At 63.0% G+C, this 21,991-nt stretch carries 21 protein-coding genes; 3 read left to right on the top strand and 18 right to left on the bottom strand.

Annotated features, from left to right (window positions below):
• Positions 1-24: 24 nt before the first annotated feature.
• The gene (locus IAU67_RS02940; protein WP_151843009.1) at positions 25-471 is read left to right on the top strand and encodes a guanyl-specific ribonuclease; all 447 of its coding nucleotides are present in this window, start codon (positions 25-27) and stop codon (positions 469-471) included.
• On the opposite strand, the gene IAU67_RS02935 is transcribed toward IAU67_RS02940, so the two are convergent.
• Both IAU67_RS02935 and IAU67_RS02930 read right to left on the bottom strand, forming a co-directional pair.
• Positions 468-1,760 (bottom strand): deoxyguanosinetriphosphate triphosphohydrolase, encoded by a 1,293-nt coding sequence (locus IAU67_RS02935; protein ID WP_151843008.1) that lies wholly within the window; start codon positions 1,758-1,760, stop codon positions 468-470. The two genes, IAU67_RS02940 and IAU67_RS02935, sit on opposite strands and share 4 nt — an antisense overlap.
• Positions 1,753-2,433 carry a YdcF family protein gene (locus tag IAU67_RS02930; RefSeq protein WP_151843007.1) on the bottom strand — a complete coding sequence of 227 codons (681 nt, stop codon included), beginning with the start codon at positions 2,431-2,433 and terminating at the stop codon, positions 1,753-1,755. The genes IAU67_RS02935 and IAU67_RS02930 overlap by 8 nt, the downstream gene beginning before the upstream one ends.
• A gap of 71 nt (positions 2,434-2,504) precedes the next feature.
• Here IAU67_RS02930 and IAU67_RS02925 point away from each other — a divergent pair, with 71 nt between their 5' ends.
• A complete protein-coding gene (locus IAU67_RS02925) occupies positions 2,505-4,544 on the top strand; it encodes a TPM domain-containing protein (RefSeq protein ID WP_151843006.1) in 2,040 nt (679 codons plus the stop codon).
• A 74-nt stretch (positions 4,545-4,618) separates the two neighbouring features.
• On the opposite strand, the gene IAU67_RS02920 is transcribed toward IAU67_RS02925, so the two are convergent.
• Positions 4,619-5,161: an amidohydrolase family protein gene (locus IAU67_RS02920; protein WP_151843005.1), complete on the bottom strand. Its 543-nt coding sequence runs from the start codon at positions 5,159-5,161 to the stop codon at positions 4,619-4,621.
• 2 nt (positions 5,162-5,163) lie between these two features.
• On the bottom strand, positions 5,164-6,543 hold the full coding sequence (locus IAU67_RS02915; RefSeq protein ID WP_151843004.1) for a glycine--tRNA ligase: 1,380 nt from the start codon (positions 6,541-6,543) through the stop codon (positions 5,164-5,166).
• A gap of 256 nt (positions 6,544-6,799) precedes the next feature.
• On the opposite strand from IAU67_RS02915, the gene IAU67_RS02910 reads away from it, so the two are divergent.
• Positions 6,800-7,261, top strand: coding sequence for a Fur family transcriptional regulator (locus tag IAU67_RS02910; RefSeq protein WP_151843003.1), 462 nt, complete (start codon positions 6,800-6,802; stop codon positions 7,259-7,261).
• On the opposite strand, the gene IAU67_RS02905 is transcribed toward IAU67_RS02910, so the two are convergent.
• From IAU67_RS02905 to IAU67_RS02840, 14 genes are all read right to left on the bottom strand, one after another.
• Positions 7,258-8,388, bottom strand: coding sequence for a VIT1/CCC1 transporter family protein (locus IAU67_RS02905; RefSeq protein ID WP_151843002.1), 1,131 nt, complete (start codon positions 8,386-8,388; stop codon positions 7,258-7,260). The two genes, IAU67_RS02910 and IAU67_RS02905, sit on opposite strands and share 4 nt — an antisense overlap.
• A 77-nt stretch (positions 8,389-8,465) precedes the next feature.
• Positions 8,466-9,206, bottom strand: coding sequence for an isoprenyl transferase (locus tag IAU67_RS02900; protein ID WP_151843001.1), 741 nt, complete (start codon positions 9,204-9,206; stop codon positions 8,466-8,468).
• 10 nt (positions 9,207-9,216) lie between these two features.
• Positions 9,217-10,044, bottom strand: a complete 828-nt coding sequence (gene recO, locus IAU67_RS02895) for a DNA repair protein RecO (RefSeq protein WP_151843000.1) — start codon at positions 10,042-10,044, stop codon at positions 9,217-9,219.
• 20 nt (positions 10,045-10,064) lie between these two features.
• Positions 10,065-11,060 (bottom strand): GTPase Era, encoded by a 996-nt coding sequence (gene era, locus IAU67_RS02890; protein ID WP_151842999.1) that lies wholly within the window; start codon positions 11,058-11,060, stop codon positions 10,065-10,067.
• 87 nt (positions 11,061-11,147) lie between these two features.
• Positions 11,148-12,611 (bottom strand): hemolysin family protein, encoded by a 1,464-nt coding sequence (locus IAU67_RS02885; protein ID WP_151842998.1) that lies wholly within the window; start codon positions 12,609-12,611, stop codon positions 11,148-11,150.
• Positions 12,611-13,162: an rRNA maturation RNase YbeY gene (gene ybeY, locus IAU67_RS02880; RefSeq protein ID WP_151842997.1), complete on the bottom strand. Its 552-nt coding sequence runs from the start codon at positions 13,160-13,162 to the stop codon at positions 12,611-12,613. Before ybeY ends, IAU67_RS02885 begins: the two co-directional genes overlap by 1 nt.
• An 83-nt stretch (positions 13,163-13,245) precedes the next feature.
• Positions 13,246-14,253 (bottom strand): PhoH family protein, encoded by a 1,008-nt coding sequence (locus IAU67_RS02875; protein ID WP_151842996.1) that lies wholly within the window; start codon positions 14,251-14,253, stop codon positions 13,246-13,248.
• A 24-nt stretch (positions 14,254-14,277) separates the two neighbouring features.
• Positions 14,278-15,003 carry a 16S rRNA (uracil(1498)-N(3))-methyltransferase gene (locus IAU67_RS02870; protein WP_151842995.1) on the bottom strand — a complete coding sequence of 242 codons (726 nt, stop codon included), beginning with the start codon at positions 15,001-15,003 and terminating at the stop codon, positions 14,278-14,280.
• Positions 15,000-16,166, bottom strand: a complete 1,167-nt coding sequence (gene dnaJ, locus IAU67_RS02865) for a molecular chaperone DnaJ (protein WP_151842994.1) — start codon at positions 16,164-16,166, stop codon at positions 15,000-15,002. The genes IAU67_RS02870 and dnaJ overlap by 4 nt, the downstream gene beginning before the upstream one ends.
• A 153-nt stretch (positions 16,167-16,319) precedes the next feature.
• Complete coding sequence (gene hrcA, locus IAU67_RS02860; protein WP_151842993.1) at positions 16,320-17,348, bottom strand: heat-inducible transcriptional repressor HrcA; 1,029 nt, start codon at positions 17,346-17,348, stop codon at positions 16,320-16,322.
• Between the two features lie 10 nt (positions 17,349-17,358).
• Positions 17,359-18,684 carry a radical SAM family heme chaperone HemW gene (hemW, locus tag IAU67_RS02855; RefSeq protein WP_151842992.1) on the bottom strand — a complete coding sequence of 442 codons (1,326 nt, stop codon included), beginning with the start codon at positions 18,682-18,684 and terminating at the stop codon, positions 17,359-17,361.
• On the bottom strand, positions 18,684-19,442 hold the full coding sequence (locus IAU67_RS02850; RefSeq protein ID WP_151842991.1) for a hypothetical protein: 759 nt from the start codon (positions 19,440-19,442) through the stop codon (positions 18,684-18,686). Before IAU67_RS02850 ends, hemW begins: the two co-directional genes overlap by 1 nt.
• Before the next feature lie 161 nt (positions 19,443-19,603).
• Positions 19,604-21,433, bottom strand: coding sequence for an AMP-dependent synthetase/ligase (locus tag IAU67_RS02845; RefSeq protein WP_151842990.1), 1,830 nt, complete (start codon positions 21,431-21,433; stop codon positions 19,604-19,606).
• A gap of 301 nt (positions 21,434-21,734) precedes the next feature.
• Positions 21,735-21,989: a hypothetical protein gene (locus IAU67_RS02840; RefSeq protein WP_151842989.1), complete on the bottom strand. Its 255-nt coding sequence runs from the start codon at positions 21,987-21,989 to the stop codon at positions 21,735-21,737.
• Positions 21,990-21,991 lie beyond the last annotated feature (2 nt).

Here is a 21,991-nt window from a genome sequence, read left to right as displayed (position 1 = left end):
CCTGGCAGTGGTCTAATAGAGGGCATGTCTCAGCCACGCTCCACGAACAAAGGAATGTGGGCTGGTGGGTCTGTGGCCGCTGTGTTGCTCGCAGGGGCCACCGCCTACCTTGGCCTGTCCGATTCCCCCAGCGATACCAACAGCGCTACCAGCTCCGTATCCGAGTCCTCCCAGCACTGTTCCTTGCACTCGCTTCCGCCGGAGGCCGCGCAGCAGGTGGAGGACATCCTGGTGGATGCCCCGCCCGACGACGGCCCGGCGGACGGTAAACACTTCGGCAACTACGAGGGCCTGCTGCCGAAGCAGCATTCCTCTTATTACCGGGAGTACACGGTGAAGACCCCGGGGCTGAACCACCGGGGCGAGCGGCGCCTGGTGGTCGGCGGTGGCACGAAGACCGATCCCGATGTGTGGTACTACACCGACGACCATTTCAAGAGCTTCTGCGAAATCCCCGACGCCGAAGACTAAGCCCAGCTGGCGCTGAAAGAAAATGCCTGCCGATCCAGGCGCTCCAGCCTGGATTCCGTCAGGGACGCCACCTGGTCAATCACCACGCGAAAAGCGGCCTGGTCGTCCGCCGCCTGGGTAAACCACTGCCTAAAGTGCGGATCCAGCGCGCCTTCCCCGCCCTTCCACAGGTAATCCGTCACCCGGAAGATGCGGTCGCGCTGGCGCTCCTGCTGCGCCAGGTGCTCCTGCTCATCCATCACGTACAGCACCGCGATGGATTTCAGCAGGGTCACCTCCGCCTCCACGTCCTTCGGAATCACCAGCTGAGCCTTATAGCGGCCCAGGGCAGCGCCGTAGCGTTCGCGGGTGGCGGTCACGCACGCCGTGACGAACCGGGACACCAGCTCCGACGTCATCGCCTTGAGCGCCGCCAGGTCGCTCAGCGAGGCATGGAAGTCCGCTGCCCGGGAAATCAGGCGCATCTCCCGCAATCGCCCCGCGGCCTCCACAAGCTCCTCGGGGGTTCCGCCGAACACCCGGGCGCCCTTTTCCGCTAGCGCTGCCAGTTCCACCAGGTCCCACAGCACGTCGAGGTTGATGCGCCCGGACACGATCCCGTCTTCCACGTCGTGGACGGAATAGGCGACGTCGTCGGACCAATCCATGATCTGCGCCTCCAGGCACTTCTTCGTGCCGTCCGCGCCCTGCCTGGCCCATGCGAGTACGTCGAGGTCGTCCTCGTAGCATGAATATTTTTTCCGACGCCGGCCGTCGTCCGCCACCGGCCCCCACGGGTACTTGCACGCTGCGTCCACGCTGGCCCGAGTGAGGTTGAGTCCATAGGAGTGCCCGTCCCCGCCCAGAACTTTGGGCTCCAGGCGGGTCAGGATGCGCAATGTTTGCGCATTGCCTTCGAAGCCGGACTGGACTTTGCCGAGTTCACGGGCGGCGTCGTCCAGAGCACGTTCGCCGTTGTGGCCGTAGGGCGGATGGCCTATGTCGTGGCTCAACCCAGCGAGTTCGCACAGGTCTGGGTCCGCACCCAAGGTTTTGCCGATGCCCCTGGCGATCTGCCCCACCTCAAGGGAGTGCGTCAAGCGTGTTCTGGGAGTGTCCCCACTTCCAGGACCCACGACCTGTGTCTTATCAGCCAGGCGGCGCAGGGCTGCGGAATGTAGCACGCGGGCGCGATCCCGGTCGAAGTCGTCGCGCCCATCGGGCAGGGCTCCGGGGATACCCAGCTCCTTCGGCGTGGTGGCAAACACACGCTCCAAGTCAGCCTCGCTGTAGACATAGGCCTCAGGCATGGCCCCATCCCTTCGCCGGGCCATCCGCGCGACGCTCCCACACCTCGTAATACAACAGTCCCCCCGTTTCCCGAACGATGGACTGAACCTGCTCGGTGCGGGTGCCGTAGCTCGGTCCGGTCCGTGTGGGCGAGCTCCAGGCGTCGAATCCCTCATCCTCCACCATGCGCAACGCACGTAGGGAATGGTTCGAGTCCGTCACCACCACGCTGGACACCCAGCCGCGGGGCTGCGCCTCTTCCTTGAAGGCCTGGGCGCTAGTCAGCGTGTCCGATCCACGTTCGATCGCCACAATGGCCTGAGGCGGCACGCCCTGGTGCTCCACCAAGTATTCGCGCCCGCTGGCAGCCTCGGTGAAGCGATCCCCCGGCTGGTTTCCTCCTACGGTCACGATGGTCGGAGCAACGCCCTGGCGATAGAGCTCCGCCGCGTGATCCAGGCGGCTTTGGAACCACTTCGACGGCACACCGTCGTACTGGGCGGCACCCAGCACAAAAATGGTGTCTGCGCCGGTGCGGTCATCCGCCCGCGCGTGCGCCCACACCTGGAAGGCCGTGCCTGCGGAGATGATCGCCGCGCACAGCACTGCACCAAAAATCAAGTAAAAAACAGACAGCAGCACGCCGAAGAAAGTGCCGCTCACTGCTCGTCCCGCGCGTTGCAAAAATGGCATGCCTAAGACCATAGTCCGCTCGCCCCAGATTGTCCGTTAAGGTCGCCGAGTTTTCGGTTAAGGTAGGCATCATGAACGCCAACAACTCCACCACCTTTTTCTTCGCCAGTGCTCTACGCCGTGCCGCGGCTGTCGCCGCGGCGGGATGTGTGGGCGCCGGGGCTTTCCTCGGCATAGGCGTCGCCACCACGCTGGCAGCCCAAGCAGCGGCAGCCACCCCGGCTGCGATCGGGACCACCGCCACCGCGACCGACGTTGCCCTCACCGACCAGGTGGTGGACGCGGCCGGGGTACTCTCCGGTTCTGATAAGGCGGCCATCGAGGAGACCCTCAAGAAGGGCATTGAACACAGTAACGTCAAGCTGTACATGGTGTTCGTGGACTCCATTCCGGAGTCCGATCCGCAGCGCTACGCCGCCCAGCTGCGTGAGCAGGATCCCACCAACAACACTATGGTGTTGGTCACCGATGTCACCAAACATAACGCTGGGCTGGACTACGGCGCGTCCGTATCCAAGAGCACGGCGCAGGACGTCATCGGCGCCGTGAAAAAGCACTTCACCAACGAGGACTGGGCCGGCGGTGCCCAGGCAGCCGCCGACGAGCTGGCAGGAACCGTCTCCACCTCCTCCAAGATCTGGATGGGAGGAGCCGCCGTGGCTCTGCTCGGCGGAGGCGCCGGGGCCTTCGTCTGGAGCCGACGCAACCGCAAGAACACCGAAGCCCGCCAACTCAACACGGCCCGCTCCATCCAGCCCGAGGCAACCAGCGACCTCATGCAGCAGCCCCTGTCCGTCCTCCAGACCCTTGCCGCTGAGGAACTGCACAGCACCGATGAGTCCATCCGCAAAGGCAACGAGGAACTCACCATCGCCCGCACCGAGTTTGGCGAGGAGCGCACCCGCGAACTCCAGCGCGCCCTCACCCGCTCCCAGCAGACCCTCCACAAGGCCTACGGCATGCACCAGCGCATCAAGGGAGGGCTCGTCACCGCGGAGCAGGAACAGCGCGCGCTGCTCACCGAGATTATCTCCAGCTGCGGCACCGCCGATAAGAACCTCAATGGAAAGGCCGCGGAGTTCGCCGAGCTACGGCAACAACTCATCCATGCGCCGGAGACTCTGGACACGCTCACCCAGGCGTCGGTCTCCCTGCGCAGCCGCATCCCCGGCGCCCGGGCAATCATGGAGGACCTTACCACGCGCATCGACCCCCAACTGCTGGTGAGCATCACCCACAACCCAGACATCGCCGAGGCCGAGATCAACCAGGTGGATCACGCGATCGAGCAAGCACGCGCACTCACAGCCAAGCCCGCGGGACAACAGGGCGAGCTCATCGACATCATCGACGGAGCACGCATGGCCATTCGACAGGCCGATTCACAACTGCAGGCGGTGGAGAACGCCGAATCCCAGCTGCGGGTGGCTCAGGACAATCTCTCCGCGCTGATCACGGAAGTGGAAGAGGAAATTGCCGAGGCACACGAGCTGGCGCGCAGTCACGCCCCATTTAACAAGGAGGCGCTGGCAGAGGCGGTGGACGCCGCTCACCAGGCCTTGGAGACGGCGCGGCACAATCAGAGCAATGATCCTTTGGGAAGCTACTCTCAACTGCTCGACGCCGATGGTCAGCTGGACATCCAACTGGATGAGGCCCGCGGAGCGGATAATGATTTCCGGCGCACGCTCGACATGGTCGACAGGACCATCGCGGACGCCAACCAGAACCTCGTGGCCGTGGAGGAAACTATCCGCAACCGGCGAAACATCATCGGTGTGGATGCCCGCTCCACGGCTCACGCCGCCCGCGAGGTGCTGGAGCAGGCCAAAGTCCTGAGGGAGCAGGACACCAAGCGCGCGTATCTGCTGGCGCAGCAGGCATCGCAGCTAACCCGGAGGGCCTCCGCGCAGGCGCGCGAGGACATTGACCGCTTTAACCGTCGTAATAATTACTACGGCGGCGGTGGTGGCAACGGCCTGATGACCGGTGTAATTCTCGGTTCTCTGCTCTCCAACAGCGGTGGCTTCGGCGGCGGCTTTGGAGGGGGCGGCGGTGGCGGCTTCGGCGGCGGAGACTTTGGTGGTGGCGGGGACTCGTTCTCCTTCTAAGTAAGCGCCGACGCGCCCCGGCCCCTGCTTAACCCCCGGCGAGCCGGGGTTAAGGGGTCACGAACCAAGCCCCCTTAAATCGCACCAATCCAGTAGGCCACGATAACCGGGATGCACAGCAGCAGCGCGATTAACAGCGCTTTGGTGGAGTTCAGGGTGCGCACTTCCATGATCCTGCGGGCTACCCAGGAAATGAACACCTGAACGTCCAGCGGGAGTTTCTCCCCGGGGCCTTCAAACTCCACATGAAGGTTCCGCAGACCACGGTTCTCAGAGGTGAACTGTCCTGCCTTCTCGCCATCGATGTCCAGGACAAAGTGGGACTTGGACTCAGCGATGATCGTCACCGTGTGCCGATCAGCCTGGAGAACATACTGCTTGGATTTCGCGAACGTCTCCGCATCCCCAGTAGCCGTCCATGTGCCCGAGCCAGTCACGGCAGAGGCCTTCGGCCCGTTGTCGGCAGACAGCTCCCAGGTATCGCCGCCAAAGCGGATGTTGGTCACTCCCCGCTCGTCGGCGAACTCGGCAATGCGGTCCATGTCCTGTGCGGGCCCGGCGTAAATCGGGAACGTGTGTCCGTCACTGGGGACGGTCCAGCGAATGTCGGTGTTCACGCTTAGCAGCCCGCCAAACGCTCAGCCAGGTACGCCTGCAGGTCCTCGATGTTGATACGCTCCTGCTCCATGGTGTCCCGCTCGCGGACGGTCACGGCGTTGTCCTCCAAGGTGTCAAAGTCAACGGTGACACAGAATGGGGTTCCGATCTCGTCCTGACGGCGGTAGCGGCGGCCGATGGCACCGGAGGTGTCGTAATCGACGTTCCAGAAGCCGCGCAGCTGGTTTGCCAGCTTCTCCGCCACAGGGGTCAGCGTGTCCTTCTTGGACAGCGGAAGCACAGCCACCTTCACCGGAGCGAGACGGCGGTCCAGCTTCAGCACCGTGCGTGTATCGGTGCCGCCCTTGGAGTTGGGCACCTCTTCTTCGTCGTAGGCGTCCACCAGGAAGGCCATCATGGCGCGGCCCAAGCCGGCCGCTGGCTCGATGGTGTACGGAATCCAGCGCTCGTTGCTCTCCTGGTCGAAGAAGGACAGGTCTTCACCGGAGCCTTCGGAGTGCACACGCAGGTCGTAGTCGGTGCGGTTGGCAACGCCCTCCAGCTCGCCCCACTTGGAGCCCTTGAAGTTGAAGGCGTACTCCACGTCCACGGTGCGCTTGGAGTAGTGGGAGAGCTTTTCCTGTGGGTGTTCGTACAGGCGCAGGTTCTCCGGGTCGATACCCAAGTCGATGTACCACTGGTGCCGGTTATCGATCCAGTACTGGTGCCACGTTTCGTCCTCGCCAGGCTTAACGAAGAACTCCATTTCCATCTGCTCAAACTCGCGGGTGCGGAAGATGAAGTTTCCTGGGGTGATCTCGTTGCGGAAGGACTTACCTACCTGGGCGATGCCGAATGGTGGCTTCTGGCGGGAGGTGGTCTGAACGTTCTTGAAGTTCGTGAAGATACCCTGGGCGGTTTCTGGGCGCAGGTAGTGGAGGCCTTCTTCGTCGGCCACGGGACCCAGGAAGGTCTTCATGAGGCCGGAGAACTCCTTCGGCTCCGTCCAGGCACCGGGCTGGCCGGTTTCTGGGTCGTTGATGTCCGCCAGGCCGTTTGCTGGTGGGTGGCCGTGCTTTTCCTCGTAGGCTTCCAGCAGGTGGTCAGCGCGGTAGCGCTTGTGCGTGTGCAGGGACTCCACCAGCGGGTCGGTAAACACGTCGACGTGGCCGGATACTTCCCACACACGGCGTGGCAGGATGACGGAGGAATCCAAGCCCACCACGTCCGGGCGGGCGGTCACCATGTGGCGCCACCACTGGCGCTTGATGTTTTCCTTGAGTTCCACACCGAGTGGGCCGTAGTCCCATGCGGATCGGGTGCCACCGTAGATCTCTCCACAGGGGTAGACGAGTCCCCTACGCTTCGCGAGGTTTACAACAGCGTCAATGGTTCCGGCCATGGTTAGTGATGTCTCCTTGGGTCCTTAGGCGATATCTTCGTTATATCTTCTCTACATCCTAGCCATCCGCGTGGCCAGATGCGCCCCCACCCCACCGAGGCTGGTCTGGATGCCACCCCTGCCCCGTCGGCCTTGTTCAATAGGGCTCCTTGTTGAAAATGGATCAAGACTGCGATTAGACTGAAAAAGCCTGTCGTCAAGCTCGATACCCGCAGCGTGACCCACCGACAGTAGATCGCAGGAAGAGTGAAAATACATGTCCAACCCATCCGCGGAGTCCACACACCAGGAGGCACCGCTGCGCACCCGTGGCCCGAAAATTGGCCAGAGGAACACCCGGCAGCGCCGTGCCGTGGTGGAAGTGCTGGACACCCTCACCACGTTCTGCTCTGCTCAGGATATTCACCAGCAGCTCACCGATAGAGGCCACCGGGTGGGCCTCACAACCGTGTACCGCACCCTGCAGCAACTGGCGAGCATGGGCGCCATCGATACCCTGCATGACAAGTCCGGCGAAACGCTCTACCGCTCCTGCATCACCGAGGATCATCACCACCACCTGGTGTGCACGAACTGCCGCACGACCGTAGAGATCGACGGCGGCCCCGTGGAGGCCTGGGCCGAAGATACCGCGTCCCGTTTCGGTTTCCAGAAGTCCGGTCACACCGCCGAAATCTTCGGTCTGTGCAGCAACTGCCGCACCGATCGCAACGCCTAGCTCACGGACACGTCAAACAGCGATCCCAGCAGGTACGTCACCGCCGCCGCGCCGAAGCCTATGGCAAGCTGGCGCAGCGCCCGCCGCATCGGCGAGGTTCCGGACAGCACACCCACGATCCCGCCGGTCACCATCAGCGCAATCCCCACCAGCACGCACGCCGCCACCGCAGCCGTGGATCCGGTGAGCCCCAGGATGTACGGCACCACGGGGATCAACGCCCCCAGGCTGAACAAGAAGAAACTGGAGATCGCCGCGGAGATAGGCGATCCTCCTTGTTCCTCCTCACTGCGGGTCATCCCCATTTCAAACGACGCCTGCGGGTCCTCGCCCTCCCCGGCCTCCAGGGCATCGAACACTTCGAGGGCTTTGCGCCTGGCCTCCGCCGCGTTCATGCCGCGCGCACGATAGACCAGTTCCAGCTCGTTTTCCTGGACGTCCAGCTCCATGACGGACTTGCCTGCGGTGGGGCTGGGGGAGCTCGCCTTCATCAACTCGTGCTGGGAGCTCACCGAGATGTACTCCCCTGCCGCCATGGATAGCGCACCGGCGAGCAGACCCGCCAGGCCGGTGACCAACGCCACCTGTGAGGAAGCACCGGTACCAACCATGCCGAGCACCAGGGCTGTGTTGGACACCAACCCGTCATTCGCGCCGAAGATCGCCGCCCGGAAGTCCCCGGACATCTGTGCGCGGCCACGCGCGGCCAGGCCGCGAATGACCTCCGCGTGGATCGCCTCATCGGCGGCCATCTGCTCGGTGGCGTCCTCATCCTTTAAGTAACCGTTGCGCGACTCCGCGGACTGCATCATCGCCAGCACAAACACCGTGCCGAAGCGTCGCGCCATCCACGCCATCATCCGGGTGCTCCAGCTAGCACTGCGCGGCAGGCCCACGTGATCGCCCAGCCGCTGGCGCCAGTACTCCTCGTGGCGCTCCTCAGCCTCGGCAATGCCTAAGAGGATCTCGCGCTCCTCCCCCTGCTTCTTCCTGGCGAGCTCGCGATACACCGCCCCCTCGGCGCGCTCGTTGGCGAGATACTGGCGCCAGCGATTGATCTGCTTCCGACTTGGCTGGGGAGCCTCCGCCGGGTTCTGTGCGCTCTCCCGAGACTTTTCCTTGCTCATCCCACATATAGTAAGCCGTGACGCGCAGCACGTCATGTCCACAACCACGGCACATGCAAGTTCAGACCGATGAACTTTTAGCTCTTCACGCCACCGAAACGCCGGTCGCGCTGGGCGTACTCCAGCACGGCCGCCCGCAGGTCATTCGGCGTGTAGTCCGGAAACAGCACATCCTGGTACACCATCTCCGCATAGGTGGACTGCCACGGGAGGAAGTTCGAGGTGCGCATCTCCCCGGAAGGCCTTAGGAACATATCCACATCGGGCATATCGGGCTCGTCCAAGTACTGGGCAAAGACCTTCTCGTTAATGGAGGAGGGCTTGAGGGCCCCGCGCTGGGCGTCGGTCGCTATGGCTCGGGCAGCATCGACCAACTCCGCGCGACCACCGTAATTGACGCACATGGCCAGCGTCATCCGCGTATTATCCTTCGTCAGCTCCTCGGCCTTCTCCAGCTCGGAAATCACCGAGCGCCACAAGCGTGGTCGGCGTCCCGCCCAGCGCACCCGCACGCCCAGCGAGTTGAGGTAGTCCCGTTGCCGACGCAGCACGTCCCGGTTGAAGCCCATGAGGAACCGAACCTCGTCGGTAGATCGACGCCAGTTCTCCGTGGAAAAAGCGTACGCCGACAGATAATCCACCCCCAGCTCCAGGCATTCCTCAACCAGTGAGATCAGTACCTTTTCGCCACGACGGTGCCCCTCCGTGCGGGGCATTCCACGCTCCTGAGCCCACCGGCCATTACCATCCATCACCAGCGCAATGTGGCGCGGAATCAACTCGTGGGGAATATCGGATCGCTCTACTGGGGAAGTCACGCCTCACAGTCTACAGTGCGGACAAGGCTGGCAGTCCCTCGTCCACGTGACTGCGGATATGCCCCAGCAACAAACTATGGGCCACGCGCGCAATGGAATGCGTGCTATCGCCCTGCGCGACCTCCGCGGCCACCTCATCGCGGTGCTGCTGGAGGAGCCACAGGTAGCGCACGGCCTCGGGCGGAGGGGTTGCGGATCCCGGCGGGCGGCAGGTCACGCACACGGCACCCCCGGCCTGGGCGTGGAAGGCTCGGTGAGGACCCGGGCGCCCGCATTGGGCGCAGTCCACCAGGCTGGGTGACCATCCGGCGACCTGGATGGCGTCGAGGGAAAATTGGTCAGCCACGGACATGGCGGGCAGGCGCGGGAACTCGGCGGGTACGGATGCAGCCTCGGCGGGCAGCGTGGAGAGGGCGCACAGAGCAGAATCCACAAGGGGGAACAGGGCCCGGGCGATGTCGGGTTCCTGAGACAGCGCCAACGCCACCTCCAGCACCGCTGACGCCGCATAGTAGGCCTCGGTGTTTGCAATAATCCCGGGGGCGTAGTTGTCTACGGATACCGCGTCCGTGATCTTGCCCAAGCCCCCGCCCGAGCCCGTCGACAGTCCGCGCGTGGCGCGCAGAGCCGAGCGGCGGCTGGGATAGATGTGCACGTTCACGCGGCAAAAGCGATCCAGGTGCGCGCCAAAACGGGACTTCGTTTTGCGCACCCCTTGCGCGACCGCCCGCACCACCCCATGCTCGCGGGTCAGCAGAACGAAGATCATGTCCGCCTCCCCCAACTTATAGCTGCGGACTATGAATGCTTCATCGCGATAATTAAGTCTAGTCGCCACGCACTCGCCTCTACGACACGCTAGAAGCCCAGGCGCCCTAGCTGCTTGGGGTCCGACTGCCAGTTCTTGGCCACCTTCAGGCGCACATCCAGGTAAATGTTGGTGCCCAGCATCTCGATGATCTGAAGGCGCGCGTCGTGCACGGTCTTGGACAGGCGGCGACCGCCCTTGCCCCGCAGAATCGCTTTCTGGCCTTCTCGCTCCACATAAATCACCGCATGGACATTGAGCACGCCTTCCCGTGTGGGGTGCGGAACAACTTCGTCGATCTGGACGGCCACGGAGTGCGGAAGCTCGTCGTGCAGTCCGGCCAGGGCAGCCTCGCGGATGAGTTCAGCCATGCGGGTATCGCGGTCGTCATCGGTGACGTGGTCGTCGGGGTAGAACTTCGGCCCCTCGGGCAGGTGCTCCACCAGCACGTCCAGCAGAACATTGAGCTGGATGTCCTTCGTGGAGGACACGGGCACCACCTCTGCCCCATCCAGCAGCTCGTGCAAGGCGATGAGCTGCTCGCCCACGCGGTCCTTGCCCACCTTATCCACCTTGGTCACAATGCCGATCAGCGTGACCCGAGGCGCCACGGCGCGCACGGCCTCGACGATCCACCGATCGCCGGGGCCGATCTTCTCATCGGCGGGAACGCACAGCGCGATCACATCGACGTCCTGGTACGTCTCCTTCACCATTTCGTTGAGACGCTCCCCCAACAAGGTTCGTGGACGGTGCAGACCTGGGGTATCCACCACCACAACCTGTGCATCGTCGCGGTGAATGATGCCGCGGATGGGATGGCGCGTAGTCTCGGGCTGATCTGCGGTAATGGCGATCTTCTGCCCCACCAGCGCGTTGGTCAGCGTGGACTTTCCGGTGTTCGGTCGGCCGACGAAGCTCACGAATCCGGAGCGAAATCCCTCGGGCACGTCGTAGCCGGTCGCGCCAGCAGCGCCGCCGGTCGCACCAGCTGCGTCGTCGATGGAGGCTAGGGCGTCCTCGGGAAGGTCAGGGAAATCTGCCATATCAGTCACAGCTCCATCATGCCTGTAATCACCGGGTAAGTGTTAACCACGTGCGCGGTCGGCGCTGCGCGAACATCACAGCGCACGTCACTCGCCGTCGGCGTGCTCCGGCCGTGACGCCGATGAAGCCGATGAAGCCGATGAAGGCTCCGCTGGCTGCGCTGGCTGCTCCGTCCCGGGCTCCTGTCCCGGGACAGACTCCTCTGGCTCCTCCCGGTGATCCGGTTCCTCCCGACGATCCGGCTCCACCCGAGTCACAATCGCCGAGCGCACCTTCACCCGGCCACGTCGATCCCGCGCCCCCTCGTACGCCACGTGGATTCCAGCTGTCGTGATCTCCGCCCCGGGGATCGGCACGCGGCCCAGCTCGAAGGCACCGAGGCCTGCGATGGTATCCACCTGCTCGTGCTGCTCCTCAGAGAAGTGAATCTCCGGATCGCCCTCGCCGCGGGTCTCCTCCAGGAGCTCTTCCAACTCCTCGAGGGACAGCCGCGCCACCACGCGATAGGAGCCGTCCTCCAGGTCCTCGATGGGCGCGATCTCCGTGCTGTCGTACTCGTCGGTAATTTCGCCGACGATCTCCTCCAAAATATCCTCGATGGAAATCAACCCGGCGATGGCACCGTACTCGTCCACCAGCATCGCGATGTGGATCTGATCGCGCTGCATGTCCTCTAAAAGATCATCCAGGCCACGCGAGTCCGGGATGAACATCGCGCTGCGCATCACGTCGGACACGGGCACGGATCGCCCGTTGTCGTCCGTGTGATACGTGCGCGCCACCAGGTCCTTCAAATATACGACGCCCACGATGTCATCCACGTCCTCACCAATCACGGGAAGTCGGGATAGTCCCGTGCGGACGCAGAGGCTGGTGGCCTGGCCTGCGGATTTCGTGCTTTCGATCCACACCATCTCCGGCCGCGGGACCATCACGCTGCGGGCTGTGGTGGAGCCCAGGTCGAAGACGGATTGGATCATCTTGCGCTCGTCGGATTCCACGATGCCGCGTTCGCTGGCGATGTCCACCATCTCTCGGAGTTCAATTTCCGTGGCGAAGGGGCCGTCGCGGAAGCCTTTACCTGGCGTGACGATGTTTCCGGCGCGCACCAGCAGTCCGGCGAAGGGACCCAGGGCCCAGGACACGGCCAGCAGGATCGGTGCCGCGGCAATGGAGATGGAGTACGGGTTCTGCCGTCCCATGGTCCGGGAAAGCACACCAATGATCGTGAAGGTGGTGACGGTCACCACGGCGATGGCCACGAAGATCGCCCAGTTCCGGCTGTCAATGAGGGACACTGCCAGGGCCGTTCCGAAGACCGCGCCGGAGACCTCACAGATGGTGCGCAACAGTACCAGCAGGTTGATGTGGGTGGCGCGCCGGCTGAGCAGCCGCTGCACGCGCAGCGCTCCGGGTTTCTCCTCCTTGGCGAGGCTGTCCACGCGCGCCGGGGAGATTGCGGAGACGGCGGTTTCCACCACGGACAGGACGGATCCCAACAGCAGGGCGATCAGTACGGCCGCGAGGCCGAAAAAGTCACTAGCGTCCACTATTGTCCCTGGGTATCGTCGCGGTCAGCCGCGGAGGGGAATGCCGCTGCCCCGGACGGCTTCGGCCCGAAGGTCACACCGCGTTCTTCCTGGGAGTCATACCAATTGGCCAGGATCTCATTTTGCAGGGAGAACATCTTCTGCTCGTCCTCCGGGGTGACGTGATCGAAGCCCAGCAGGTGCAGCACGCCGTGGACGGTGAGCAGGTCCAGCTCGTGGGCCAGGGAATGCCCGGCGCGATCGGCCTGGCCTTGCGCGAAGTCTGGGCACAGCATGATGTCACCCAGCATCGCCGGCGAGGTGGGCGGGCCGTCTTTGCGTCCCCATCCGGGAGAGAGCTCATCCATCGGGAAGCTCATCACGTCCGTGGGGCCGGGCAGGTCCATCCAGCGCACGTGAAGATCCTCGATGGTTGCCAGATCGACGATGTGGATGCACAGCTCTGCCGAGAGGTGGACGTCTAAGGTCCACAGAGCATAGCGGGCAACGTCGATCAATTCCTCTTCGTTGATCTCTCCGCGCCCGGATTCGTTGAATACCTCGATGCTCACAGGCAAGCCTTTCTGTTGATGCTGTTAGGGCCGTTAGTGTTAGTAGCGATGTCTGTGCAGTCCGTGCACTGCGTGCTCGTCACTTAGCGCACGTCCTCGTCATCCTGCCACTGCTCCGCCTCATAGGAGTCGTACGCCTCCACGATGCGGGATACCAGTCGGTGGCGAACCACGTCGTCGGAATCAAATTGGGAGACATACACCCCGGGCACGGAGCGCAGGATCGACTGGGCGACCTTCAGCCCGGATTCCTGCCGGTGCGGCAGATCCACCTGGGTCATGTCACCGGTGATGACCATCTTGGTGTTGAAGCCCAAGCGCGTGAGGAACATCTTCATCTGCGCCGGGGTGGTGTTCTGCGCCTCGTCCAGGATCACGAAGGAATCGTTCAGGGTACGCCCGCGCATGTAGGCCAGGGGAGCGACCTCGATGATTCCCGCCTCCATCATCCGTGGGATGGTCTCTGGATCCACCATCTCACGCAGGGCGTCATGCAGGGGGCGCAGGTAGGGATCGATCTTGTCGTTGAGGGTTCCCGGCAAAAAGCCCAGCTTCTCTCCGGCCTCCACCGCGGGGCGCGTAAGAATGATCCGGCTGACGTCCTTTCGCATCAGCGCTTGCACGGCCTTCGCCATCGCCAGATACGTCTTTCCTGTTCCCGCGGGCCCCACGCCAAACACCACGGTGCATTCGTCAATCGCCGTGATGTACTGCTGCTGCCCCATTGTCTTGGGACGCACGGACTTACCCCGGTACGTCACAATCGTCTCTGGCGCCTCCGTGGTCATCGCCCCGGGACGTTCGGCGTCCTCCACCGATCGCATGATACGACGCGTGGCGTCCGCATCCACGGTGTTCCCCCGCTCCACCAGGGACACCATCTCCTCCAGCGCGCGACGCGCATGGGACACCTCCCGAGCTTCGCCGCGGATGGTGATGCAGTTTCCCCGCGCCAGAAGATCCGCGTCTGTGGAGTTTTCCACCACTCGGAGATTCTCATCGTTGCGTCCGAGCACGGACACGATGATCGCCGGGTCAATTTCGATGGTTGAGCTCGCCACGCGTGGATGTGCGTTGGAAGAAGGCCTCATGATCCTCAATTCTAAACGTAAACGTTACTGCCCGCTCCAGCGCTGGGTCAGCACCCCAAGCGCCCCCAACGCCACGGTGGCGGCCGCCGCCGTCCTTAAGACCTCAGGCCCCATGACCACCCGCTGGGCACCGAGGGCGTCCAGAGCCTCCAGTTCCTCGGGGGCGATGCTGCCTTCCGGCCCCACCACCAGGAAAATCTCATCCACGTCAAAGTCCTGCTCGGCGATCGGGGTACTGGCCTGCTCATGCAGCACCACGATGCGGCTAGTGCCCTGGGCGTAGTGGCGCAGATCCTCGATGTTCCTCAGCAGATCCTCAACGGGTGGGACGGTCAGGCGTCGGGATTGTTTCGCCGCAGCGCGCGCCGCATTTTCCCACTTCGCCTTCGCCTTAGCTTCCTTTCCATCCCAGCGGGACACGCAGCGCGCCGCAGCCCACGGGATCACGCGATCGGCGCCGGCTTGGACCATCAGGTCCACGGCCAATTCCGAACGCTCGGACTTAGGGATCGCCTGCACCACCGTCACGCGTGGGCGTGGTGCGGGGATAGGAAGAAACTCGCGAATCTCCACCTCGCCGCTGCTCCAGGACGCGGCGACGGCGCGGGAGACCCCATCGCTCACCACGAGGGACTCGCCCTCGCGCATGCGCTTAACTTCGGTGTGCCGGGCTTCCGCACCCGTGAGCTGGAAGCGGCTGCCGACCGTGGCATCCGCGGGAATCGGGTGAATGAATACGGGATCGGTCACGAGGACCGTCCGAACTTGTGGCGGAGGCGGGAGAACAATCCCCGATCAGAATCGTGCTTCGTGCCCACCGTGGCGCTGTCCTTAGCCTGCTCGCGAACCTTCTGATACAGGTCGCGCTCGTGGGAGGACAAGGAGGTGGGAATCACCACATCCACGTGGGCAATCAGGTTTCCATGGCCGCCCTTGGGGTTGCGCATCCGTGGCATGCCACGGCCACTCAGCCGAACAACAGCCTCCGGCTGGGTGCCCGCCTCGATCTCGACCGTGGCCATGGAGCCGTCCAGCATAGGGACCTCCACCGAAGTACCCAAGGTGGCATCCACCGCAGGAACCTGCAGGGTCACGTGCAGGTCGTCGCCCTCACGCAGGAAGTGGGAGTGCTCTGGGGTGTGGATCTCCACGTACAGGTCGCCGGCAGGTCCGCCTCCGGGGCCTACCTCGCCCTTGCCTGCCATGCGGATGCGCATGCCGTCGGAGATGCCCGCGGGGATGTTCACCGTGATGTTCTTGCGTTGGCGCACGCGGCCATCGCCGGTGCAGTTCTCGCATGGATCTTCGATGATCTCGCCCGTTCCGCTACACCGAGAACACGGGCGGGCAACCTGCACCCGTCCCAGCACGGAGTTCTGGATCTCCATCACTTCACCCATACCACGGCAGGTGGGGCAGGTCACCGGTGCGGACTTAGACTTCGAGCCGGTGCCGTCGCACACGTCGCACAGCACCGCGGTATCCACGGTGATCTCCCTCTCCACGCCGGAGAACTGCTCCTCCAGCGTGACCTCGGTGCGCACCAGGCCATCATTACCCGGACGGACACGCGAGACGCGAGGACCACGCTGGCCTCCCCCGCCGCCGAAGAATGCATCGAAAATATCGCCCAGGCCGCCGCCGGAGAATCCTCCGAAGCCGCCACCGAAACCGCCTGCGCCGCCGCCGAAGCCTTGTTCCTCCGGGTCCCCACCGGCGTCCACAATCTGGCGTTTCTGCGGGTCGGTCAGTACCTCCTGAGCCAGAGAGATCTCCCGGAACTTCTCCGCTGCTTCCTCAGACGGGTTCACATCCGGGTGGTACTTACGCGCCAGGCGGCGATAAGCCTTCTTAATCTCCGCGTCAGATGCGCCACGTTCCAAGCCAAGAATGCCGTAATAATCTCGAGCCACGGTGAAATCTAGTCCTTATATCTGCTTGCTATCTGCTTATCGGGTTCGCTATTCGGGACATGCAACGCATCGCATGGCCCGTCATACGCTTCACGCGAAACAACTGTGCCATTCTACTCCGCAGACAGCGTTTCGCGAGTGTGCGCGATCGTGTCACTTCTCTCCTGCCACGATGCGGGAGACATAGTGTGCAACAGCAGTCACGCTGGAAATAGTCCCAGTGTAATCCAGATGCGTCGGGCCAATCACACCCAGGCCACCCACAGCCCCCTCCGAGGTGCCGTAGCCCGTCGTCACCACGGACGCGCGGTGCAGGGCATCGTCCTCATTCTCCTCACCGATGGACACTTGCACCTGCAGATCCCGGGCGCTGGACAGGAGCTTGAGGACCACCACTTGTTCCTCCAGCGCCTCCAGCACCGCAGTAAGCTCACCCGTACGCACCAAATTAGGTGTGCCCGCCAAGATCAACTTGTCAGTCGGTCGGTCCAGCAGCGTTTCCACAAGCACGGTGGCCACGGCGAGAACCGGGCGTCGTAATTCACGAGGCATCTCCTGGCCCTTCGCCTCCCTGGCGACGGCGGCGATGGCGGCGCAGGCGTCGTCCAACGTCTTGCCCACCATGGAAGCATTGACGATATCGCGAAGGTGGGGAACATCCTCGTCAGGCAACGGATCCATGAGGTCCACATTGCGCTGATCCACACGCCCCGTATCCGTGATGAGCACCAACAGCACGCGGTGGGAGCCGAGCTTCACCACCTCGCAGTGCTTCACGCGCCCGCGATGCAGGTCCGGCATCTGGACCACCGCCACCTGCCGGGTCAGCTGAGCCAGTAGCTGGGCCGAGCGGCGCAGCACATCCTCCAGGTCCACCCCATTGTTGAGGAAGTCCAGGATCGCCTTGCGCTCGGGCCTGCTCAGCGGCTTGATGTCATGGATCCCATCGACGAAGCGGCGATACCCCTTCGCGGTGGGGATGCGACCGGAGGAGGCATGCTGCTGCGTGATGTAGCCCTCGGTCTCCAGCGCGGCCATATCGTTGCGGATCGTTGCGCTGGACACGTTGAGCTTGTGGCGATCCACCAGCATCTTCGACCCCACGGGTTCATGCGACGCGATGAAATCGGTCACGATGGCCCGCAGGACCTCGTTTCGACGTTGCTCAGTTCCCGAAGACATGTCCCTATTCTTACACCTCATCATCCATGGCGAGAAGCAGGTCAGTCACAATGCCATCGGCAAGGTACTTGCCCTGGTCCGTCACGCCCAAGCGAGCATCGTTGCGCCACAGCAGGCCCAGGTCCTGGTATTTCGCGATGGCCTCCTCTACGGCGGGGCTCAGGGGGGCGGGTGAGCCGGCTTGTGGTGAGCCGGCGCGTGCATCACCGTGCGCGCCGCCCTGTGCCACCACCTCCACAGGGATTCCCTCTCGCAGGCGCAGCCCCAGCATCACGCGCTCCGTCGCCAGGTCCTTAGGCGATAGCTCCTCCACGTGGGAAACGCTGCCGGGCAGCATGAGAAAGTCCTGGTGCTGACTGGATGTCCGTGCCCCCAGCAGGCCGTCCCAGTAGGTCGCGGGGCGTTTCGCATTCACCAGGCGCGTCACCCCTGGGTGCTCTTTAAGCTGTACACAACCATGCGCGCCCGGCCCCGCGCCCCACCACTGGCCTGAGTTCCAGTACAGGAGGTTGTGCCGGCACTCGCCGCCGGGGCGCGCCCAGTTGGACACCTCGTACCAGTCCATGCCCGCATCCTTCAGAAAGGAATCGATCATGGCGTAGCGATCCGCCAGCACGTCCTCATCCGGCGCGGGCAGTTGCCCTTTTCGGACCTTACGTGCCAACGCGGTTCCGTCCTCCACGATCAGGGAGTAGGCGCTCACGTGGTCCACTCCGGCGCTTAAGACCGCCTCGAGCGAGGCGCGAAGATCCGCGTCCGTCTCAGTGGGCGTGCCATAAATCAAATCCAGGTTGACGTGCTCGAAGCCCGCCTCGCGTGCCTCCTGCGCCGCCGCGACCGGCCGGCCGGGGGTATGCCGGCGGTCCAGCACTTTCAGCACGTGCCCCGCTACGGATTGCATGCCCAACGAGATGCGCGTAAAGCCTTCAGCACGCAGGGCGTGGAAGAACTCAGGGCTGGTGGATTCCGGGTTGGATTCCGTGGTGACCTCTGCATCCGGCGCCAGACCCACCGTCCGTTTCACCGCGCGCAGGGCCCGGGTAAGCCCTTCGTGGCCCAGCATCGAGGGGGTGCCACCGCCGAAAAACACGGTGCTGACGCCGTTTATCCTGGCTGTCTCGCTCGAGGCGTCGTCGGATTCATGACGATCCCACACACGGGCCGCGACCTCGAGTTCGCGCTCCAGCGCGTCCAGGTATCCGTCGATGGTGTTGCCCGCGTTCGCACTGTGCTCGCCCACCTGCAATTCCTGGGGCGTGTAGGTGTTGAAATCGCAATAGCCACAGCGGGTGGCGCAGAAGGGAACGTGGATATACAGGCCGAAATGGTCAGACATTAGACAGCAGCATTGCTCGTTTCGCCCGCGCGCTTCGCACGCGCCAGCTTCGCGACAATCTCATCCACCCGTGCACGCTCCTCCAGGAACGCCGGTGGGTTCTCCCCTCGCATATCCGCCGCCAGCGTGGGCTGGAGGTTCACCATGTGCTTCCACTGTTCCACGATGGTGGCCACGCTCCGCTCCGCCTGCGAGAAGGATTGCTGCAGCAGCACGGACTGGCTCTCTAGCGCCCGCTGGGTTTGCTCCACGATCCACTCTTCCAGGTCATAAAGCTCGGAGGTGCAGCGCTCATTGCGTTGCCGCATCCACATGCGCCAAGCCGCGGTGGAGGCCATGGATTGGTTCGCGGGTCCCTCATCCTGGCCGGGTGCCGCGCTGCCGTCACCGGACACGTGCGCTCCGTGGGCCTCGGCGACAGCCTGGGCGTAGCGCTGGCTAAACGGTGCGTGCAAGAACGTGAGGGTGCGGCCGGGGTGATCGAACGTCATCGACGCCGAAGGGTTCGACATTTGCCCGGCGCGAATACCGGAGATGAATGCTTGGCGAAGGCCGTTGAGCTCCACGAGGCCCGGGCGCACTTCGGCACGCCCCTCGGCGATGATCTCGTGCAGTTCCTCCATGCAATCGTCCACCAGTTCCACGTCCCAGTCGTTCATGGCTTGGGCGACATTATTGATGTACTGGGCGATTTCGTCGCCAATGTCGTAGATATTTTGAGTGAGTTCGCGGACGCGTAGGGATGCGTTGTAGTGCACGCGCCCACTCCTCTCCTCGTCACTGTGGGGTTCCTTACTGAAGGAACATTCAAAGCTCTGGCCGCCCAGAGCTTGTATGCACAAACAATAAAGCACCTCCACCGTCAAGCCGGGGAGGCTTGGCCGATGGAGGTGAATTTTATGCGGTCGAGGGGTATCGCCTAGCCGTTGTAGATGCGGGCAATATCGTCGGCGAAGTTTTCCGAAATAGCGAAGCGCTTCAGCTTCATGGATGGGGTCACTTCGCCCTTTTCCTCGGAGAAGTCGCGGGCAACAATGCGGAACTTCTTAATACCCTCGGTGTGGGACACGCTCAGGTTGGCCTTGTTCACGGCATCCTGAATCTCGGAACGCAGGTTGGAGTTCTTGGCCAGTTCCCGGATGCTGGTGTGCTCTGGGATATTGTGCTCGCTCTTCCACGCCTTGACAGCATCCTCGTCCAGGGAGATCAGCGCACCCACGAACTTCTGGTCGTCTCCCACAACCATTGCCTGGGAGATCAGCGGAGCTGCGCGCAGAATGTCCTCCATAGGTCCTGGGGAGACGTTCTTACCACCGGCGGTGACGATGATCTCCTTCTTGCGGCCGGTGATCTTGAGGTGGCCAGACGGCAGCAGCTCGCCCAAGTCACCGGTGCGGTAGAAGCCGTCCTCGGTGAATGCTTCCTTGGTTGCTTCTTCGTTGTTCCAGTAACCATCGAAGATCACAGAACCCTTGAGCTCAATCTCTCCGTCTTCGGCGATGCGGATGGTGTTGCCGCCCACGGGGCGACCGACGGTGCCGATGATGTTGTTCGGCTCAAAGTTCACGGCCACCGCGGCGGTGGATTCGGTCAGGCCGTAGCCCTCGTAGATGTACACGCCAGCGCCGCGGAAGAAGTGCATCAGTTCTGCGTTCAACGCGGATCCACCGGAGATGCAGTAGGCCAGCTCGCCACCGAGGGCAGCGCGGATCTTGCCGTACACCAGCTTGTCAAAGACAGCCTTGCGTGCCTTCAGGCCCAGGCTTGGACCCTTGTCCGTATCGAGGGCGCGGGAGTATTCGATGGCGGTTTCCTCGGCACGCAAGAAGATCTTCGCCTTCGGACCGCCACCGTCGGTGGCCTTGTGCTTCACGCCGGCATGCACCTTCTCGAAGATGCGTGGCACGGCCAGGATGACGTTCGGCTCGGAGCGCTGGAACTCGTTGACGATGGTTCCCATGTCCGACCAGTGGGTCTGCTGCGCGCCAGCCACGATGAACAGGTTGGATACGGCGCGCGCCAGCACGTGTGCCAGCGGCAGGAAGGTCAGGGAGGTCACACCCGGCTCCAGCGCAGCACCGATGGGGTGAGTGTGCAGGCCGCGCACCTCGGACAGCAGGTTGGAGTTGGTCAGACGGCAACCCTTGGGGCGGCCGGTGGTTCCCGAGGTGTACACGATGGTTGCCACGTCAGAGGACTTGGTGGCGGCGATGCGCTCCTCAACCTGGTCCTGGGTGATGCCCGCTTCCTTACCCTTGGCGATGACGTCGTCAATTCCACCGGCGTTGATGTTGAAGACGTGCTCCAGGGAGGCGTTGTTGTCGACGCGCTCGCCCTTATTCAGGAAGGTGTTCAGGCGGCCGCAGTATTCGTCATTTTCACCGAAGGCGATACGGGATCCAGAGTTACCAACGATCCACTCGCACTGGGAGGTGGAGGAGGACGAGTAGATAGGCACGGAGATGGCGCCTGCGGCCGCCACGGCGTAATCCACCAGGGTCCACTCGTAGCGAGTTTCGGACATGATGACCACGCGGTCGCCCTTCTCAATCCCCAGGGCGATCAGGCCACGGGCAACGGAGTACACCTCGTCCAGGAACTGGGCGATGCTGACATCTTCCCAGTCGTAGCCCACTGGACGGGAGAACAGGGTGTCCGAGCCAAACTCATCCACCCGGTCACGGACGGCGGTGAGGCAGGACTCTGCGTCTCCAACGGTGTACAGCGCATCAGTGGTGTACGTCGACATATTTCTCCTTATCGTGTGCGGCTTTATCTATGTGCCCGAGTCTTTACAGTTCACCCTGGGGTGTACTGAGGTGAAGCATACCGGGTTTTACTGTGAATTGCGACACAGGTTACAGAACTCAGTGCTTATTTTTTACGCACACTTTAGTTTTAAAACCTATTCATTGCGAGCGCAAATATTTAGTATTCAACACCTGTTTTATGGGGCTTTATATTTTGGTACACATCAGAAGAAATTACTCGCGACCCACGCAACCAGCAGAATAACGATCAGCAGCACAAGTGCCTGACGCACCTTGGAATTATGCTTCATCTGGGTGACCCTCCTTTCTCGATACAGACTCCCCTGCGGAGACTAACGCTTCTCCCGAGGCAGACTCCGTTCCAGAACCCGCCTCCACATACCTCCGCTCACCCTCATCCACAGGCAACACCAGACGAGCCGCACGGCACAGAACCAACGCCACCCCCGTACACAGGGGCAGCATCACCGCCAAGACCAACGGCGTTTGAATCCACACGGGGGCATTAATGAGCCAGTTGAAGAAAGTTTCCATCA

The sequence above is a fragment of the Corynebacterium zhongnanshanii genome, assembly GCF_014490575.1.
In the GTDB taxonomy this organism is placed as follows: Bacteria; Actinomycetota; Actinomycetes; order Mycobacteriales; family Mycobacteriaceae; genus Corynebacterium; species Corynebacterium zhongnanshanii.
Note: the sequence above shows the minus strand (reverse complement) of the source record. Positions and strands in the feature narration are given on the sequence as shown.

Bases quoted from the DNA above. Each gene is read 5' to 3' on its own strand.
- era (WP_151842999.1), bottom strand. From the start codon at position 11,060: ATGGCAGATTTCCCTGACCTTCCCGAGGACGCCCTAGCCTCCATCGAC.
- IAU67_RS02910 (WP_151843003.1), top strand. From the start codon at position 6,800: ATGTCCAACCCATCCGCGGAGTCCACACACCAGGAGGCACCGCTGCGC.
- IAU67_RS02845 (WP_151842990.1), bottom strand. From the start codon at position 21,433: ATGTCGACGTACACCACTGATGCGCTGTACACCGTTGGAGACGCAGAG.
- IAU67_RS02925 (WP_151843006.1), top strand. From the start codon at position 2,505: ATGAACGCCAACAACTCCACCACCTTTTTCTTCGCCAGTGCTCTACGC.
- IAU67_RS02940 (WP_151843009.1), top strand. From the start codon at position 25: ATGTCTCAGCCACGCTCCACGAACAAAGGAATGTGGGCTGGTGGGTCT.
- IAU67_RS02905 (WP_151843002.1), bottom strand. From the start codon at position 8,388: ATGAGCAAGGAAAAGTCTCGGGAGAGCGCACAGAACCCGGCGGAGGCT.
- IAU67_RS02930 (WP_151843007.1), bottom strand. From the start codon at position 2,433: ATGCCATTTTTGCAACGCGCGGGACGAGCAGTGAGCGGCACTTTCTTC.
- IAU67_RS02875 (WP_151842996.1), bottom strand. From the start codon at position 14,253: ATGAGGCCTTCTTCCAACGCACATCCACGCGTGGCGAGCTCAACCATC.
- IAU67_RS02840 (WP_151842989.1), bottom strand. From the start codon at position 21,989: ATGGAAACTTTCTTCAACTGGCTCATTAATGCCCCCGTGTGGATTCAA.
- hemW (WP_151842992.1), bottom strand. From the start codon at position 18,684: ATGTCTGACCATTTCGGCCTGTATATCCACGTTCCCTTCTGCGCCACC.
- IAU67_RS02935 (WP_151843008.1), bottom strand. From the start codon at position 1,760: ATGCCTGAGGCCTATGTCTACAGCGAGGCTGACTTGGAGCGTGTGTTT.
- hrcA (WP_151842993.1), bottom strand. From the start codon at position 17,348: ATGTCTTCGGGAACTGAGCAACGTCGAAACGAGGTCCTGCGGGCCATC.
- IAU67_RS02915 (WP_151843004.1), bottom strand. From the start codon at position 6,543: ATGGCCGGAACCATTGACGCTGTTGTAAACCTCGCGAAGCGTAGGGGA.